At 53.1% G+C, this 16,331-nt stretch carries 16 protein-coding genes; 1 reads left to right on the top strand and 15 read right to left on the bottom strand.

Annotated elements, in window-relative coordinates:
- Positions 1-14: 14 nt before the first annotated feature.
- The 15 genes from fdnG to G4V39_RS04720 all read right to left on the bottom strand — a co-directional run bounded on the left by fdnG (position 15) and on the right by G4V39_RS04720 (position 13,618).
- On the bottom strand, positions 15-3,041 hold the full coding sequence (fdnG, locus tag G4V39_RS04790; RefSeq protein WP_166031847.1) for a formate dehydrogenase-N subunit alpha: 3,027 nt from the start codon (positions 3,039-3,041) through the stop codon (positions 15-17).
- Positions 3,038-3,283: a hypothetical protein gene (locus tag G4V39_RS04785; protein ID WP_166031846.1), complete on the bottom strand. Its 246-nt coding sequence runs from the start codon at positions 3,281-3,283 to the stop codon at positions 3,038-3,040. The genes fdnG and G4V39_RS04785 overlap by 4 nt, the downstream gene beginning before the upstream one ends.
- 142 nt (positions 3,284-3,425) lie before the next feature.
- Positions 3,426-3,917, bottom strand: a complete 492-nt coding sequence (locus tag G4V39_RS04780) for a YqhA family protein (RefSeq protein WP_166031845.1) — start codon at positions 3,915-3,917, stop codon at positions 3,426-3,428.
- Between the two features lie 56 nt (positions 3,918-3,973).
- On the bottom strand, positions 3,974-4,369 hold the full coding sequence (locus tag G4V39_RS04775; RefSeq protein ID WP_210412187.1) for an Hsp20/alpha crystallin family protein: 396 nt from the start codon (positions 4,367-4,369) through the stop codon (positions 3,974-3,976).
- A 27-nt stretch (positions 4,370-4,396) separates the two neighbouring features.
- Positions 4,397-4,864 (bottom strand): Hsp20/alpha crystallin family protein, encoded by a 468-nt coding sequence (locus tag G4V39_RS04770; protein ID WP_166031844.1) that lies wholly within the window; start codon positions 4,862-4,864, stop codon positions 4,397-4,399.
- 92 nt (positions 4,865-4,956) lie between these two features.
- Positions 4,957-6,690, bottom strand: coding sequence for a DUF505 family protein (locus G4V39_RS04765; RefSeq protein ID WP_166031843.1), 1,734 nt, complete (start codon positions 6,688-6,690; stop codon positions 4,957-4,959).
- Between the two features lie 163 nt (positions 6,691-6,853).
- A complete protein-coding gene (locus G4V39_RS04760; RefSeq protein WP_166031842.1) occupies positions 6,854-7,957 on the bottom strand; it encodes an inositol-3-phosphate synthase in 1,104 nt (367 codons plus the stop codon).
- A 129-nt stretch (positions 7,958-8,086) separates the two neighbouring features.
- Positions 8,087-8,287 carry a hypothetical protein gene (locus G4V39_RS04755; protein ID WP_166031841.1) on the bottom strand — a complete coding sequence of 67 codons (201 nt, stop codon included), beginning with the start codon at positions 8,285-8,287 and terminating at the stop codon, positions 8,087-8,089.
- A 109-nt stretch (positions 8,288-8,396) separates the two neighbouring features.
- The gene (locus G4V39_RS04750; RefSeq protein ID WP_166031840.1) at positions 8,397-8,954 is read right to left on the bottom strand and encodes a lytic transglycosylase domain-containing protein; all 558 of its coding nucleotides are present in this window, start codon (positions 8,952-8,954) and stop codon (positions 8,397-8,399) included.
- A gap of 36 nt (positions 8,955-8,990) precedes the next feature.
- Entirely contained in the window at positions 8,991-9,239 is a 249-nt protein-coding gene (locus G4V39_RS04745; RefSeq protein ID WP_166031839.1) for a YHS domain-containing protein, read from the bottom strand.
- Positions 9,236-9,721 (bottom strand): 2-amino-4-hydroxy-6-hydroxymethyldihydropteridine diphosphokinase, encoded by a 486-nt coding sequence (folK, locus tag G4V39_RS04740; RefSeq protein ID WP_166031838.1) that lies wholly within the window; start codon positions 9,719-9,721, stop codon positions 9,236-9,238. The genes G4V39_RS04745 and folK overlap by 4 nt, the downstream gene beginning before the upstream one ends.
- Positions 9,722-10,888 carry an LL-diaminopimelate aminotransferase gene (locus G4V39_RS04735; protein WP_166031837.1) on the bottom strand — a complete coding sequence of 389 codons (1,167 nt, stop codon included), beginning with the start codon at positions 10,886-10,888 and terminating at the stop codon, positions 9,722-9,724.
- 1 nt (position 10,889) lies between these two features.
- Entirely contained in the window at positions 10,890-11,654 is a 765-nt protein-coding gene (locus G4V39_RS04730) for a fumarylacetoacetate hydrolase family protein (protein ID WP_166031836.1), read from the bottom strand.
- Between the two features lie 12 nt (positions 11,655-11,666).
- Positions 11,667-13,181, bottom strand: coding sequence for an Rne/Rng family ribonuclease (locus G4V39_RS04725; protein WP_210412186.1), 1,515 nt, complete (start codon positions 13,179-13,181; stop codon positions 11,667-11,669).
- Positions 13,181-13,618 (bottom strand): hotdog fold thioesterase, encoded by a 438-nt coding sequence (locus G4V39_RS04720; RefSeq protein WP_210412185.1) that lies wholly within the window; start codon positions 13,616-13,618, stop codon positions 13,181-13,183. The genes G4V39_RS04725 and G4V39_RS04720 overlap by 1 nt, the downstream gene beginning before the upstream one ends.
- A 245-nt stretch (positions 13,619-13,863) precedes the next feature.
- On the opposite strand from G4V39_RS04720, the gene ppsA reads away from it, so the two are divergent.
- The gene (gene ppsA, locus G4V39_RS04715; RefSeq protein ID WP_181494204.1) at positions 13,864-16,296 is read left to right on the top strand and encodes a phosphoenolpyruvate synthase; all 2,433 of its coding nucleotides are present in this window, start codon (positions 13,864-13,866) and stop codon (positions 16,294-16,296) included.
- Positions 16,297-16,331: the final 35 nt, after the last annotated feature.

Below are 16,331 nucleotides of genomic sequence, written 5' to 3'. Positions count from 1 at the left end.
CCTCCTCCTTTTCCTCAGACCTTTTCCAGATCTACCAGGAATCCCTTGAATTCGGGGATCATGGTATTGGCGTCTCCGGCGTGGATGGTTAGCTCGTTGCCGCTGTCTCCGGTGGAGAGACCTTTGTATCCCCAATGCCAGGGAATGCCGATCTGGTAGACCTTTTCTCCGTTTACTACCAGGGGCATCATCCGCTCGGTAACAATGGCCACCGCTTCGATATTTCCGCGGGCGCTGCGGATACGGACTCGATCCCCGTTGCCGATTCCCAGCCGCTGGGCCAGCTCCACGGGAATCTCGGCAAACATCTCCGGCATAAGCTCGCAGAGATAGGGGAGGTTTCTGGTCATGGCCCCGGCCTGCCAGTGTTCACAGACCCGATAGGTGAGGGCCAGATAGGGATATTCTTTGGAAGTCCCCACCTTGTTCATGGGGCCGTCGAGAATACGGGCCGTAAGGGAGATGGCCGGATTGAACTGCTGCCGGGAAAGGGGATTTTTGATGCGGCTTTCCACCGGCTCGTAGAATTCCGGAAAAGGACCATCTTTGAGGCCGGCGGCAAAGAGCCGGCCATAGCCCTCATTGAGCATAATAAAGGCCCCCGTGCTCTGGATCTTCTCCGGGGGTACCTTACGGCCATAGTCTGGGACATCTCCCATCCAGCGATCCCCTGTCCACCAGATAACCGGTCTGTCTGGGCACCAGGGACGGCCGCGATCATCGCAGGAGGCCCTGTTGTAAAGAATGCGGCGGTTAAGGGGCCAGCACCAGGAAAACCGGGGGTAGAGACCGATACCGGTAGGATCAAAGTGTTCGCGACGGGCAGCCAGGTTGCCCTCCGGGGGATAGACTCCACTGTATAGCCAATTACCGCAGGCCGTAGAACCATCCTCTCGGAGCTTGGTGAAGTTGGCCAGACGCCGGCCACTGGCTACCTCATAGCCGTTTATCTCCGCCAGTACCACCTTGGAATCCACCTTTATTCCATAAGGCCAGTGAAGCTTAAGGATGGGGTCAGGAAAGGTTCCTCCCTCCTTCTCGTAGAGCTCTCTAATCTTACGGAAGAGAAGATTGATAATGTCCGTGTCCGGTTTGGCCTCTCCTGGAGGCTCTACGGCCTGGTAGCGCCATTGAACCCAACGGCCGCTATTGGTGATGGAACCTTCCTTCTCGAAACTGGCCGCTGCCGGCAGAAAAAAGACCTCCGTTTGAATCTGAGAGGGGTCAACCCCAGGGCGTCTCCAGAACTCGGCCGTCTCGGTGACCCATAGGTCAACAGAGACCATCCATTTGAGCTTCTCCAGGGCCCGGCGCTCCTTGTTGGCGTTGGGACCGCCTACAGCCATATTCTGGCCCCACATGAAGGCCCCTTCCATGAGGCCAGAATACATGGCCTCAAAGAGCATGATGTGAGAATAGTTCTCTCCGGAATCCAGTTTGGGAAGGTACTGGTAGCAGAAGTCGTTGTCCCGGGTGGCCGCCGGCCCCCACCAGGCCTTAAGCAGGCTGACAATGAACTTGGGGTAGTTCTTCCAGTAGTTAACCGCTGTCTTCAGGGCCGGCTTGGGGGCACAGCTGCGGATGTAGGTTTTAAGGTCCACCATGGTCTCCCGGGGGGTCTTAAGATAACCGGGCAGGATATGAAAAAGGAGACACATGTCTGTTGAGCCCTGGACGTTGGATTCTCCGCGCAGGGCGTTTATACCGCCGCCAGCCAGACCAATGTTTCCCAGAAGGAGCTGGAGGATGACATAGCTACGGATGTTTTGAGTGCCGTAAGTGTGCTGAGTGGCCCCCATGGCATACATAATGGTCATTACCCGATTTGCCTGGCCGCAGGAGGCCACCTTCTCGGCCACCTTAAGAAAAATATCCCGAGGGCAGCCAGTGATCTTTTCCACCATCTCCGGGCTGTAGCGAGCAAAGTGGCGTTTTAGGAGCTGAAAGACGCAGCGAGGATGTTTAAGGCTGAGATCCCTTAGAGGCTGGCCATCAGGCCCCAGTTTGTAACCCCAGCCGCCTTTTTTCTTGTCGTACCTGCCGAAACGGACTCCCTTATACTCTCCCTGTTTGATGAAACCAGAAAAGAGCCCCTCCTCAGGGTCAAAGTCAAAGGCATCATCAATAATAAAGCTGGCATTGGTGTGTAGGGCCACGTAATGGTGATTATAGGCCCCTTTCTCCAGGACATAGTTGATCAGCCCCCCCATAAAGGCGATATCTGTCCCCACCCGAATGGGGGCGTAGATGTGGGCCTTGGCCGCTGAGCGGGTAAAACGAGGGTCAACGACGATGAGGGTGGCTCCTCTTTCTTCTATGGCTTTTTCTACCCAGCGGAAGGAGATGGGATGGTTTTCAGCGGCATTGGAACCAATAATCATGATTACATCGGCGTTTTTGATGTCTATCCAGTGGTTGGTCATAGCGCCTCGACCGAAGGAGTTGGCCAAACTGGCCACCGTGGCGCTATGTCATATCCGGGCCTGGTGTTCAACCCAGACTATCCCCAGGGCTCGAAGCATCTTGACCAGCAGGTAGCACTCTTCATTATCTAGGGCGGCACTGCCTAAACTGGCAATGGTCTCACAGCGGTTGACCACCCGACCGGCGTGGTTTTTGTGAATAAAAGTCCGATCTCGGGTGTCTTTTATCCTTTTGGCGATCTCGGTGAGAGCCCAATCCCAGCTGACCTCCTGCCATTGATTGGCTCCTGGAGGCCGATAGAGGGGCTTTCGGGCACGGCGAGGATTCTCGCTTCCGGCCACCTGACGAAGGGCAGCTCCTTTAGCACAGAGGGCTCCCTGGTTGATTACGTGGTCTGGATCACCCTCGATGTTAATTACCTTGTTTCCTCCAGGGATAGAGTGGACCAGCATACCGCACCCTACAGCACAGTAAGGGCAGATGGTTCTCGTCTCTCGGGCCCGGGAGATCTTAAGCCCCCTGGCCCGGGCCTGGGCCAAGGAGAGATCAAGACCCAGAGTGGCCCCTACGGTGCTAAGGCCGGCGGCCTTGAGGAAGGTTCTCCGGCTCAGTTTCATGGTTTCCTCCTTTCAGACCGCAACCCCTTGGGGAGCCGAATCCGAATCTCAATGTTCTGGCCCCCATCAACCATTTTAAGATTCTCTATAAAACCACAGATCACCCCACAGAGGGTGGCCTGGACATAGGGCTTAAGGGGAATGGGACGGCCATCGATAAGGAGTTCTATCTCTCTTTCCCGGTGAGAAAGCCCCTCAGGAAGGAGATCTTCATCACAACGAAGACATTTAAGTTTAGACACCCGGGGCTCCTTAAGCGATTATGACCAGTGCAGAGGTTCTTTTAAAGCTCCTATAACAAAAAGATCCATCTGTGAAGATTTTTTTCGTTAGGGGAAGAAAGAAGGCTTAAATGTCTTTGAGAGCTAAGAAATCTTTCGGAGTTCAGGCCTCACCCTTTAAACCATACCGGCGGGCCTCAATCTTGACCTTAAGATAGAGAATAAGGGCTACCATAACCAGGAAGATGGCCCCGGCAAAATAAAGGGTGGCCTTGGGTTCCTGCCAGGAAAAGAGGTGTTCCATAAAGATGACGGCCAGCATAAGGGTCACTACGCTGGAGAGATTATGTTTGAGGTCTTCAAGATTTTTGACCTTTAGCCACTCCGGTAGCCAAGTGATCTGATCAAAAAAGAGTTCGTAAAGAGACGAGGCCACCAAGAAGAGAAGTACGGCCAGAAGATAGCCATCGACAATGGCCACCATGTTGACCAAAACATGGGCAAAGTTGGCCTGGGCGGCCTTATAACCCATGTGGAAAATGTCATAGCTGGCCTTAAGGCTCACCCAGCAGACGGTGGCTATAGAGGCCAGAGTCAAAATGAGGACGGCTAATTTTATAAATAGAAAACCAAGCCGCAGGATAGATACCAACATTGGTCTTCTCCAAAATCAAAAAGGGGCTGGCAGAAGCCAGCCCCTTTTAAGACAGGCTATTCCACTTTGATTTCGATCTTGCGAGGCTTCTCTGCCTCCACTTTGGGGAGAACTAGACGGAGGACTCCGCCGCTCATGCTGGCCTGAATTTTATCCTGATCCACTTCTGGCCCCAAGGTAAAGGCCCGATAATATTCCTTGCCCACAAACTCCGCATAAAGGGGAGTAACATCTTCTCCGGCAATCTGGGCAATCTCTCCCCGGATGTGGAGGACATTTTTGTCTATTTTAAGTTCCAGCTTTTCCTTGGGAACCCCCGGCATGTCTGCCAGGAGGACAATCCCCTCATCATCTTCATAAATATCTACCGGAGGCACCATGGGACGAACCCTTCTGGTGGCCTCGGCGGCCGGGGTCTCGACCCTGGTGGCAACGTCTTTGGTTTCAGCCATTTTTGATCCCTCCTTCTCAAATTCGGTTTACTTGACCTCTACCGGAATCTGACGAGGCTTTATCTCTTCTTTCTTGCCAATGGTGATGACAATAATTCCGTCGGTATAGCGGGCCTCTACCTTCCCGGGATCAATGCTCTCGGGCAGGGAAATTATCCGCTGGAAGCGCCCTGAAAAACGCTCCTGTCGATAAAACCGTTCTGGCTTGACCTCAGAGACTCCGAGCTGAGAGGTGGCGTCCCTCTCCCCAGAGATAGACAGAAGATTGCCCTCGATGGTCAGCTCTACCTTTTGAGGATCAACCCCGGGGGCGAAGACATAGACCTTAACCTCTTCAGCCGTCTCTCCGACATTTATGGCCGGAAAAGTCCCCCGCACCACCCCCCTTATCGGGGAGATGGCTCTGGTAAGGTCAAAGAGGCGATCAAGCTCATCCTGAAGCCGGTCAAATTGACGAAAAGGGTCAAATACATCCATCCATAGGTTAGAAAGCATAATATCACACTCCTTTCCTCTTAAATTTAGCTATTTTCTTCTGTTTCCTTTTGCGCTTGAAAAGATAAGCACCTCTTTTAAAGAGGCAAGACCTAGAAGACCAAAATCTCTTCCCAATGGGTAATAAGTTGTTTGAGGAGTTCGGCCCCCTCAAGGAGAAGGACTCCTGTCTCCAGGATGTCGTATCCAGAGATATAGCGGCAGATCCGAGCCGCCTCGAGGGCCCTGGCAAAGGCATCTGGGCCCATGGCGGCGATCTCTATGGCCTCCTGGACCTTCTCTTCGGTTACGCAGATCTTGCGTCCTCCCTGGCGGCTCTTGCCTACCGCCCTGAGGGCCAAAAGAAGACGCCAGATGTGGGGAGTAAGGGGGAAGGCTACCCCTTCGGGGACTCCGGAGAGACCCTGTTTGATCTTTTCTCCCGCCGGAGAGAGGGCGTAGAGGGACCCTGGCCAGACATCAACCACTCCTGAGGCTATCAGACGACGCAGACAACGTTCGACCTCCTCAGCAGGGGTGTCGAACTTGGTCAGGATCTCCTCACGAGAGATCCCTCGCCAGAGAGGCAGATCCCGGAGAATCTTAAGCTCTTCGGCGGTGATCACCGGAAGACGTTCTATCCGACTAGCCAGCCGGGCCAAGAGCTGCCCCCTTTTGCTGGGGAAGCCTCGTCCCAGACTGCCGTGGTGGGTGGCCAGCTCGACCCAGTCTTCATCAGGGGAAAGGTTTTCCATCCGCACTGTGGTTAGGGCCATGACCTCCCGGGCATCCACCGGGGCCTTTTTTATCTCCGGTTCTCTTATGAGCTCTTTGCCCAGCTCGGTTAGCTCAAGGGTCCTTTGAGAGGTGGTCCGCACAAGACCAAACCCCTCGAGTCGAAAGAGTCCCTGGCGCAGTCGCCCCTCGTCTCTTATCCCGGCCTCCTCCATGGTCAAAATAAGTTCCTCTTCCCGGATATCTTTTTTCAGCTGAAGCTGCTCCAGGAGGTCGAGATCAATCTGATCAAGATCAAGGGAGGGATTGACAACGATGGGCTTAAAGAACAACTGGGCGGCATTGAGCAGGTGTTTTCCGGCATAGGTGAGATTTCCCTCTTCGTCTAGGGCCCCCAGGCGCTTTAATGGTTCGGTAGCTTGTCCAGAGACAATATCCTCCAGGGTGCCTCGATGGATAGTCACCTCGGGAGCTAGGCCACTCTTTAAGGCCGCTCGGAGCTGATTGCCCACTCCAGTGAGGCTGTAACACCGGCCTTCAGGCAGAGAGAAGGTCAGAAGTCTCTGGGCCTCAAGCTCCAGGATGTGCTCATCAGGGAGATCAACAAGAAGGGATTTCTCTCCCGGCCCTGGTGGGATTTTCTTCAGGGTCTCAGCCAGAGAGGGGGTGATGATCAGGGACACCGTGGCTCCCCGATAGGCCTCAAGCAGACTGAGCGCTAGGGGATGAAGCCTGCCTTCTTGGGCCAAACCTCGTTCTTCTAAGGCCTGATTTATGACCTTGGAGAAATCGGTTCGTCCCTGGGCCCTTTCGGCCACCACCAGCATGCTTATGATCCGGGAGCTAATGAGGCGGTAAGAGTTAGTCTTGTCAGAGAGATCCAGGAGCCCGTCTTCTTCTAGCTGGAAGAAGGTCTCCAGAATAAGCCTGCCCGATCTGGTAAGAACAAATTCCTCCTCTTCCCGATGGACAAGACCTGCCATCTGAAGCTGAATCAGCCTTTCCAGATCCTCTTCAGTGATTTCATCAAGTAATCGATGAAGGCCCACTCCCTCTTGGGCCTTTTCTTCAAGGCGTTTGAGAACGCCCAGGTGTCCAGCAGTGACAATCATATTTTCCTCCTGATATGGATTTCTCGATTTATGAGAGCTTAGATGGGGGAGATTACCTCCGGCCAAACGGTAATCACCCTTTAGGGGAGATCAAGTTTGAGGGGACGCAAAAAGAAAAAAGGCGGCCTTGATGGGCCGCCTTAAGAGACGGTACTTTTTAAAACTAATCTTCCCTTTTTCCGGCGATAAAGTCTTCAACCATCTGACAGGCCACTTCATCGGAGAATTGTTTCGGAGGGTGTTTCATGAAATAGGCCGAAGGAGAGTAGAGAACACCTCCCTTTCCCCGATCCAGGGCCACCTTGCAGCATCTAATAGCATCAATGGCCACCCCGGCAGAGTTAGGGGAGTCCTCTACCACCAAACGAAGCTCAAGCTCCATAGGCACATCACCAAAGAGACGTCCTTCGATGCGGATAAAAGCAATCTTGCGATCCCTTAGCCAGGGCACGTAATCGCTAGGCCCAATGTGGATATCCTCGGCTGGAAGAGGCTCTGAGAGAACAGCCTGCACGGCTTCGGTTTTGGAATGCTTTTTGGAGGCCAGGCGACTGCGTTTGAGCATGTTCATAAAATCGGTATTACCCCCCACGTTGAGCTGATAGGTATGGTCTATTTTTACCCCTCGTTTGGCAAATAAGGCCGCCAAAGTTCGGTGGGTAATGGTGGCTCCGATCTGACTTTTGATATCGTCTCCAACAATAGGTAGCCCCCGCTCTTCAAAGCGTTTGGCCCAGGAAGGATCACTAGCGATAAAGACAGGCATACAATTGATGAAGGCGCATCCGGCTTCAAGGGCGCACTCGGCATAGAAACGAGAGCCTTCCTCGGAGCCTACGGGAAGATAGTTGATGAGAATCTCAGCCCCGCTTTCCTTGAGAATGGAGACGATCTCCTCTTTAGAGGCCTCTGGAGACTCGGCGGGGATAAAGGTTTTTTCCTGTGAGAAGTCCTTCATATGTTCAGAGAAGCCATCTAGGATGCGTCCCATGGAAACCTTGACCCCGCTTGGGGGAAGATCAGGGTAAAAGACGGTGGTGCAGTTAGGCGGGGCGAAGATGGCTTCTGTTAGATCTTTGCCTACCTTACGGGCATCGATATCAAAGGCAGCCACTACCTCGATGTCAAAGGGTTTATATCCTCCAAGGTCCCAATGCATTAGACCTATAGCCTCTTCTGGAGACTTGTGGCGGTAATAATGGATTCCTTGATAAAGAGAAGAGAAACAGTTGCCAACGCCCGCTACCGCCAACTTTATCTTGGACATAGTCTCCTCCTTGAAGAGAATTAAAGCCGTATCAAGCTAATAAAACCTATTCAGACTTTGAATAATGAGGGTCTAAAAAAGGGAAAAAACCCAGAAAGGTAAAATATAAGGGTAAACAAACGTAAAACATCAGCCTTCTTCAGTCTCGAGAGCAACCTCAAAGAAGCTTTCACCACAATCATAACACTTAACATCAAGAATATTGTCTGTCATAGAAACATATATCTCGTCACAGCCACACTTACAGGGAGAAGTAATTTGTTCTTTTATTAGAGAGGCTATTTCGTCACGTATGTTCTCAGGTATATCTGGATCAAAAAATATTTTCACGCTTTTCCTCCTCATATATTGCCTCTGGAAAATCTGGCCGGCATCATACCAATGGGGTGGGGGGTTGTAAAGATTTTTGGAGGGCTAAAAGTCTTCTTTTGGACGATTTTTAGGGAAAAAGATAACTATTTTGCTGCCAAAGTCGGAGAACCTTTTTTACGTAGAGACGAGTTTCTCGTATTGGGGGAACTCCTCGCTGACGTCGCACTCTTTCCGGGCCGGCATTATAAGCAGCCAGGGCCAGATCCCAGCGGCCAAACTCATCATAAAGCTTGCGGAGGTAGCGCACTCCGGCTTCTATGTTTTCATAAGGATCAAAAGGATTCTTCAGGGAAAGATTCTGAGCAGTAGTGGGCATAATCTGCATGAGCCCCATGGCCCCCTTGGGAGATACGGCCCACCTGGACCAATTACTCTCTACCTGAATTACGGCCCATATAAGTCCGGGATCAACGTTGTACCGGCGAGCTAATCTGATGATATGTTTTTCTAGCCCTGGCCCCGGGCCCTCCTGGCTGTAAGGTCTGAAGCGGGGGTCAGCAGGGGCATTGGTAAAGACAATTCGGCCCTCTTCGTCTATCAAATAGTAGATGTCTCCGGCCGAGGCGGCCGGTGGATAGCCCCAGAAGATGAGCACAACGAGAGTCAGGAGGAGTCTGATAGTCATAAGACCTCCCTCCGTAGCTTTAACTTTTTTCGGTCTTTATGGTTTCTTCCCTTTAGATTGGTTCTTAATGAAGGTCTCCTGGCAGCTTGGGCTGCAAAAATAATAGGTGTGTTTTCCCGCTTCATACTTTAGAGCTTCATCTTCGGGGATATAAAGCCCGCAGACAGGATCTTTGACCAGAATCTTACCCTTCTTTCGGTGGGCAGGCTTCTTCTTCCCCGGGGCCCAGAAAAGGTAGTAGAGGATGATAGCTGCCAAGATAATAAGGAGAATTCGAAGGATCATTTCAGGATCTCTACCTTCTCTGAGGTGGACAGCTTTGCCAGGAGTTCGGCGACAGTCTTTCCCAAACTAGGGTGCCGGAGCCCCGGGGCTATCTCGGCCAGGGGCTCGAGGACAAAGCGACGCAGATGGGCCCGGGGGTGCGGGATGACGAGATCGGCCGTGTCAACAATCAGGTCTTCGTAAAAGAGGAGATCAAGGTCAATGGGGCGATCTTCCAGGGAACCGGTTCCTCGGACCCTTCCCAGGGCCACCTCCACCTTAAGGAGGACTTTCATTAATTCCGGCGCCGGAAGGCCGGTTTCGGCTTCTAAGGCCAGATTGACAAACCAATTTTTGGTCTCAAACCCCACCGGTTCGGTGAGATATAAAGAAGAGACCTTGGAGATTTTAAGCCCTTCCTCCCTCAGACTGGAGATGGCCCGCAGACAGTTTTCTCGGCGTCGGCCGAGATTGGAACCAACGCCGATATAGACCTTAGCCAATTAAAATTGAACCCCCTTTATTCGCTCGATGGCCTCGGCCAGGCGTTCTTTATCTACGGTGAGGGCAATGCGAAAGTAGCCCTCGCCTGGCTCACCAAAGCCGGCCCCGGGGGTAACCACAATGCCGGCCTCCTTAAGGAGGCGGGTGGCAAAATCAGCGGAGCTATATCCCGGGGGAGTGGAGGCCCAGACGTAGAAAGTCGCTTGGGGATTCTGAACCCGAAATCCCAGAGACCGGAGGCCTTCAACTACCACATCGCGGCGTTCCCGGTAGATCTCGCGGGCCTTAGCCACACAGGTCTGATCCCCCGTTAAGGCCTCGATAGCGGCCTCCTGGACAGCCTGGAAGACTCCAGAGTCGATGTTGGACTTGACCTTGGTCAGGGCCCCGATTAGCTCCGGGCTACCGATGGCAAAGCCAATCCGCCAGCCAGTCATATTGTAAGTCTTGGAGAGAGAATGGAACTCTATCCCCACCTCTTTGGCCCCGGGGGCTTCCAGAAAACTGGGCGGCCGGAAGTCATCATAATAGATCTCCGTGTAGGCCGCGTCATGGCAGACAATCAAATTGTGCTCCCGGGCAAATTCTACCACTCTGGTGAAGAAATCCTTGGTGGCCACGGCTGCCGTGGGATTGTTGGGGTAATTGAGCCAGATCATTCGGGCCCGGGAGATGACATCTTCAGGGATGGCCGAGAGATCTGGCAAAAAGCCTTTATCCTCGGTGAGGGGGAGGTAGTAGGTCTGTCCTCCGGCAAAAAGGGTTCCAATATGATAGACCGGATAGGCCGGTGTCGGCACCAGGACCACGTCTCCAGGGTTGACGAAGGCCAAAGGCATATGGGCAATTCCTTCCTTTGATCCGATCAGGGAGACCACCTCTTGCTGAGGGTCCAGATCAAGCCCAAAACGTTCTCGACACCATTGGGCTGCGGCCTCCCGAAAGGCGGCCAATCCTTGGCTTGAGGGGTAATGATGATTGGCTGGATTTTGGGCGGCAGTTATCAGGCGCTGGACAATGTGTTCCGGGGTGGGAAGATCCGGGTCTCCCACCCCCAAATCAATTACGTCCACACCAGCGGAGATGGCCTGGGCTTTAGCCTCATCTATGGCCACGAAAAGATACGGGGGGAGTTTCTTGAGACGATCAGAGATCTCAAAGGCCATGTTATCCTCCTTCTTTAACTACGTGGTTGATCAGGGAACCGATGCCCTCAATGCGGATTTCTATCGTGTCTCCTGGTTTCATTGGGCCGATGCCCGGAGGGGTCCCGGTGGCAATGACATCTCCGGGAAGAAGGGTCATTACCTGGGAGACAAAGCTGATTATCTCGGGCACAGAGAAGACCAGTTGGCTGGTCCGGGAGCTCTGGCATTTTCTTCCATTAAGATAGGCCTCAACCAGGAGGTTGTCGGGATCAAGGTCTGTTTCAATCCAGGGACCCATAGGGGCAAAGGTATCAAAGGACTTGGCCCGGGTCCACTGGCCGTCTTTTTTCTGGAGATCCCGGGCGGTAACATCGTTGAAACACGTGTAGCCGAGAACAAAGTCCAGAGCTTTATCAGGAGAGACGCCTTTGGCCTGGCGGCCGATAACTATGGCCAGCTCCGCCTCATAGTCCACCCTCTGACTCATGGAAGGGTAGACAATGGCTTGCCCGGGGCCAATAGCGGCAGTTGAAGGCTTGAGAAAGATCAGAGGTTCTTTGGGAAGGGGCATGCCCAGCTCGGCGGCATGATCGCGGTAGTTGAGCCCCAGGGCGATAATCTTACTTGGGATACTTGGGGTCAGGAGCTGGACTTCGTTCAGGCTAAGGGAATCACCAGTCGGGTTAAACCCCTCATAGGGAGAAGTTTTGAGAGGCTCTATCTTTTGGTCTTCCAGGATCCCATAGCTGATCTGACCCTGATAAAGAAAGCGGATGATTTTCATCTTAATTCTCCTTCAGTGCTTCATGTCCACGTCCAGATAGTCCAATTCGTACTGCTCCAGATGGAGATCCGGTGAGGAGGTAATGATAATGGTTTTCCCCAGGCCTTTTTCCAGGGCCTCAAGGTGGGTGGCCTCTTCGTTTAAGAGGAGTTCAGCTACCTGCGGGTGGACCTTAAGGTGAATGCTCTTGGCGATGCGGCGTCGGGCCTCCCGCTCCAGGCGCCGAAAAATCTCGTAGCAGATGGTTCGACGACTTTTAAGACGGCCCGTTCCCTCACAATAGAAGCAAGGTTCACAGAGAAGGTCATAGAGGCTCTCCCGCAGGCGCTGTCGAGTCATCTGGATAAGCCCTAATTCGGACATGCGAAGAATATTGGTCCGGGATCGGTCCTTCTTGAGGGCCTCCTTAAGGGCCGTGAAGACCTTCTCCCGGCTTTCTTCCTTTTCCATATCAATAAAATCGATGATAATCAGACCACCGATGTTCCTCAGGCGAAGCTGATAGGCAATCTCCTTTACGGCCTCCAGGTTGGTCTTTAAGACAGTCTCCTCCAGGTCTCTCTTGCCCACGTAGCGTCCGGTATTGACATCAATGGCTGTAAGGGCCTCGGTGGTTTCAATAATGATGTAGCCCCCACTTTTAAGCCAGATCTTTTTAGATAGGGCCCGGGAGACTTCCATTTCAATGCCAAAGGCCTCAAAAATGGGCACCTCTCCCTCATAGAGATCCACGTGGGCCCTTAGATGCGGGGCGAAGATATCCATAAAGTTGAGAATCTTGAGGTAGACCTCTTCGTTGTCCACTACCAGGCGCTGAACCTCTCGGGCAAAAAGATCCCTTACTGCCCGGAGGCTTATGTCCAGGTCTTCGTAAATAAGACTGGGGCAGGGGTGGGTTTCGGCCCGGCGCTTAATCTCCTTCCAGAGCTTGACCAGGAAGTCAATCTCATTGGCCAGCTTGTTCTCCTCCACCCCTTCGGCAGCAGTACGGACAATCCAGCCGGTGCCAGGTGGACGGAGTCGTTCGATAATTTCCCGGAGGCGCTTTCTCTCCTCTTCGTCTTCGATGCGTCGGGAAACACCGATATGACCCATAGTGGGCATCAGAACCAAATGGCGGCCGGGCAGGGTGATGTGGGAGGTAACCCGGGCCCCCTTCTTTCCTAGAGGGTCTTTGGCCACCTGGACAAGGACTTCCTGGCCCGGACGCAGGAGGTCCTCAATAGAGTGGGTGCTTACCGAGGTTGGGGAGAGTTCCTCGGCGGCCTCATCCTCTCCCATGAGTCGTTCAAATTCTCTGGTCTGGTCGCAGATGTCGCTTACGTAAAGAAAGGCCGTGCGCGAGAGACCAATCTCGACAAAGGCCGCCTGCATTCCCGGCAGGACCCGGACCACCCGGCCTTTGTAGATGTTGCCCACGCAGCCCCTTTCCGCTGGCCGTTCAATGTAAAGCTCTACAATATTGCCGTTTTCTACCAGGGCCACCCGGGTCTCATAGGGGGCGGCGTTGATGATCAGTTCGGCCATCAGGCCCCCTCCCGGCCTAGTAGTTCGAGGATCTGGTCGTCACGACGAAAGACCGTCCCTGTAAAGAGACCTACCAGGGCCCCGTCGGTGCGCCTCACTTCAACTCGGTAGAGGCCCGTTCGCCTGGTAAGGGCTTCTTCAACGGCCGTGGCCGTGAGGGTGTCTCCAACCCTGCTCGGGGCCGGATAGGAGATTGAAGTGGATATGGCCAAGGCCACCTGGCCATGACTGTTAGCCGCTAGGGCAAAGGCGAAGTCTGCCAGGGAGTAGGTCACGGCCCCGTGGGTGACCCCGGCGGCATTGAGCATATCCTCCCGGATCACCATACTGACCACAGCCCGTCCAGGGGCAATCTCCTGGATTTCCATATTATAAGCCACGGCCACTTTGTCATGCTCCCTCATGTAGCGAGCAATTCGCCAACAGATGTCCTCCATGATCACCCCCTTTAAACAGACTTGGGACTTTCCCACCGACTTCGTCTTGCCCTGAGGATATATCCTAAAGGGCCGATATTATAAAGGGACAAGATGCCTCAATATCTTCCGCATTTGGTTGACAATGAAGCGGGCCAGTTGGTAAGGTGGCAGGCTGAGTGAGGACTGATTCACTCAATTATGTCCCAAATCAAGCCTTTCGGGCCAGCAAAACAAAAGTTTCTTAAGAAGGGAGGATGATTCAGATGGCTGGTGTAGGTCCCTTAATTCTTTGGTTTGACGAAATTTCCATCAAAGACGTTCCCTTAGTGGGCGGTAAGAACGCCTCTCTCGGGGAGATGTATCGTAACCTCACCCCTAAAGGGGTTAAAGTCCCTGATGGTTTTGCTATTACGGCTGAGGCCTATAAATATTTTATCCATGAAGCGGGTATCGACGAAAAGATCCGGGAGATCCTTAAAGGTTTGGATACCCACAATATTCGTGATCTTATGCGTCGGGGTGAGGCCTGCCGCCGGACTATCCTTGAGGCCGAATTTCCCCAGAAGCTCAAAGATGCCATTGTTAAGGCCTATCAGAGGCTGGAGAAAAAATACGGTAAAGGGGTCGATGTGGCTGTCCGCTCTTCGGCTACGGCCGAAGACCTGCCCGATGCCTCCTTTGCTGGTCAGCAGGAAACCTACCTTAATATTCGGGGTGCCGAGAAGGTCTTAGAGGCGGCCAAAAAGTGTTTTGCCTCCCTTTTTACCAACCGGGCCATCTCTTATCGAGAAGACAAGGGGTTTAACCACTTTGATGTCTATCTTTCTATCGCTGTTCAGAAGATGGTTCGCAGCGACGCTGCCTGCTCCGGAGTCATGTTCACCCTGGATACCGAGAGCGGCTTCCGGGATGTTGTCTATATTACCGGAGCCTGGGGGCTGGGTGAAAATGTGGTTCAGGGGGCGGTAAATCCCGACGAGTTCTATGTCTTTAAGCCCACCCTCAAGATGGGCAAACGCCCCATTCTCTCTAAGAAACTGGGCTTAAAGCAAAAGAAGATGGTCTATACTGACAATCCGGACAAACCGACCAAGAATATGCGCACCACCAAAAAGGAGCGCCAGAGCTTCATCCTCTCTGACGATGAAATCCTCAAGCTGGCCGAGTGGGCTATCCTCATTGAGGAACACTACCAGAAGCCCATGGACATCGAATGGGCCAAAGACGGAGATGGGGTAAACGTAGGCAGCGGAGAACTTTTTATCGTTCAGGCCCGTCCGGAGACTGTCCATGCCCAGAAAGACCAGAAGTTCTTTGAGACCTATCGCCTCAAGGAGACCGGCAACGTCCTGTGTAGCGGAAAGGCGGTGGGTAGCAAGATTGGTCAGGGTAAGGCCCGGGTTATTGAGAGCGTGGCCAATATCCACGACTTTCAGAAGGGTGAGGTCCTGGTTACTGACATGACCGACCCCGACTGGGAGCCCATTATGAAGATTGCCGCGGCCATTGTGACCAACCGCGGTGGTCGAACTTGTCACGCGGCCATTGTCTCCCGTGAGTTGGGTATCCCCTGTATCGTCGGCACAGATAACGCTACCAAGGTTATTAAAAGCGGTCAGGAAATAACGGTAGATTGTTCTCAGGGTGAGGAAGGCTATGTCTATGAAGGGCTTCTGGACTACGAGGTTGAACGAATAGACCTGGAGAAGCTTCCCCGACCCAAGACCAAGATCATGATGAACGTGGGCATCCCTGAGCAGGCCTTTACCCAGGCCCAGATTCCCAACGATGGAGTTGGTCTGGCTCGACTGGAGTTTATTATTAATTCTCACATTGGTATCCACCCTCTGGCCCTCATAAATTACCAGGAGCTTAAGCGCAAATCCCGGCGGGATGCCAAGATTAAAGAGGTGGTCAAATACATTAATGAACACACCCCCACCTATGAGGACAAGGCAGACTTCTTTGTAGATAAGCTGGCCCAGGGAGTTGGCACCATTGCCGCTGCCTTCTGGCCCAATGATGTCATTGTCCGTCTCTCGGACTTCAAGAGCAATGAGTACGCCAACCTTGTTGGTGGCTTTCTCTATGAGCCGGAAGAGCACAATCCGATGATTGGCTGGCGGGGAGCCTCTCGCTACTATGATCCTCACTTTGAGCCGGCCTTTGCCCTTGAGTGTCGGGCCCTGAGGAAAGTCCGGGATGAGATGGGTCTTACCAACGTTAAGGTGATGATTCCCTTCTGCCGCACGGTAGAAGAGGGGGTCAAGGTCATCAAGGTTATGGAGAAATATGGCCTCAAGCAGGGAGAAAATGGCCTTGAGGTCTATGTCATGTGTGAGATTCCCAGCAATGTCATCCTGGCTGAGGATTTTGCCAAGGTCTTTGACGGCTTCTCCATCGGTTCAAATGACCTTACCCAGCTGGCCCTCGGGCTTGATCGCGACTCCGAGCTGGTGGCCCACCTCTATGATGAGCGCAATCCGGCCGTCAAGAAGCTCATTCGGGAAGTCATTCAGGTGGCCAAGAAGGTAGGCCGAAAGATTGGTATCTGCGGTCAGGCCCCCAGCGATTTTCCTGACTTTGCCGCCTTTCTGGTAGAGTGCGGTATTGATTCCATGAGCCTTACTCCGGACACGGCAGTAAAAACCAGGCTTATTGTCGCCGAAAAGGAGAAAGAACTGGGGATAAAGTAATCGCCTTTAGAGAGTCGTTTTTGAGGGGGGCCTTG

The organism is Thermosulfuriphilus ammonigenes (assembly GCF_011207455.1).
GTDB classification, from domain to species: Bacteria; Desulfobacterota; Thermodesulfobacteria; order Thermodesulfobacteriales; family ST65; genus Thermosulfuriphilus; species Thermosulfuriphilus ammonigenes.
This window is presented reverse-complemented; position numbering and strand designations above follow the sequence as displayed.

What these genes read in the sequence shown, in the direction of transcription:
- G4V39_RS04725 (WP_210412186.1), bottom strand. Translation starts at nt 13,181, where the DNA reads ATGGCCGAACTGATCATCAACGCCGCCCCCTATGAGACCCGGGTGGCC.
- G4V39_RS04775 (WP_210412187.1), bottom strand. Translation starts at nt 4,369, where the DNA reads ATGGCTGAAACCAAAGACGTTGCCACCAGGGTCGAGACCCCGGCCGCC.
- G4V39_RS04750 (WP_166031840.1), bottom strand. Translation starts at nt 8,954, where the DNA reads ATGACTATCAGACTCCTCCTGACTCTCGTTGTGCTCATCTTCTGGGGC.
- G4V39_RS04720 (WP_210412185.1), bottom strand. Translation starts at nt 13,618, where the DNA reads ATGGAGGACATCTGTTGGCGAATTGCTCGCTACATGAGGGAGCATGAC.
- G4V39_RS04770 (WP_166031844.1), bottom strand. Translation starts at nt 4,864, where the DNA reads ATGCTTTCTAACCTATGGATGGATGTATTTGACCCTTTTCGTCAATTT.
- ppsA (WP_181494204.1), top strand. Translation starts at nt 13,864, where the DNA reads ATGGCTGGTGTAGGTCCCTTAATTCTTTGGTTTGACGAAATTTCCATC.
- G4V39_RS04760 (WP_166031842.1), bottom strand. Translation starts at nt 7,957, where the DNA reads ATGTCCAAGATAAAGTTGGCGGTAGCGGGCGTTGGCAACTGTTTCTCT.
- G4V39_RS04780 (WP_166031845.1), bottom strand. Translation starts at nt 3,917, where the DNA reads ATGTTGGTATCTATCCTGCGGCTTGGTTTTCTATTTATAAAATTAGCC.
- G4V39_RS04765 (WP_166031843.1), bottom strand. Translation starts at nt 6,690, where the DNA reads ATGATTGTCACTGCTGGACACCTGGGCGTTCTCAAACGCCTTGAAGAA.
- G4V39_RS04735 (WP_166031837.1), bottom strand. Translation starts at nt 10,888, where the DNA reads ATGGCCTTTGAGATCTCTGATCGTCTCAAGAAACTCCCCCCGTATCTT.
- G4V39_RS04745 (WP_166031839.1), bottom strand. Translation starts at nt 9,239, where the DNA reads ATGATCCTTCGAATTCTCCTTATTATCTTGGCAGCTATCATCCTCTAC.
- G4V39_RS04730 (WP_166031836.1), bottom strand. Translation starts at nt 11,654, where the DNA reads ATGAAAATCATCCGCTTTCTTTATCAGGGTCAGATCAGCTATGGGATC.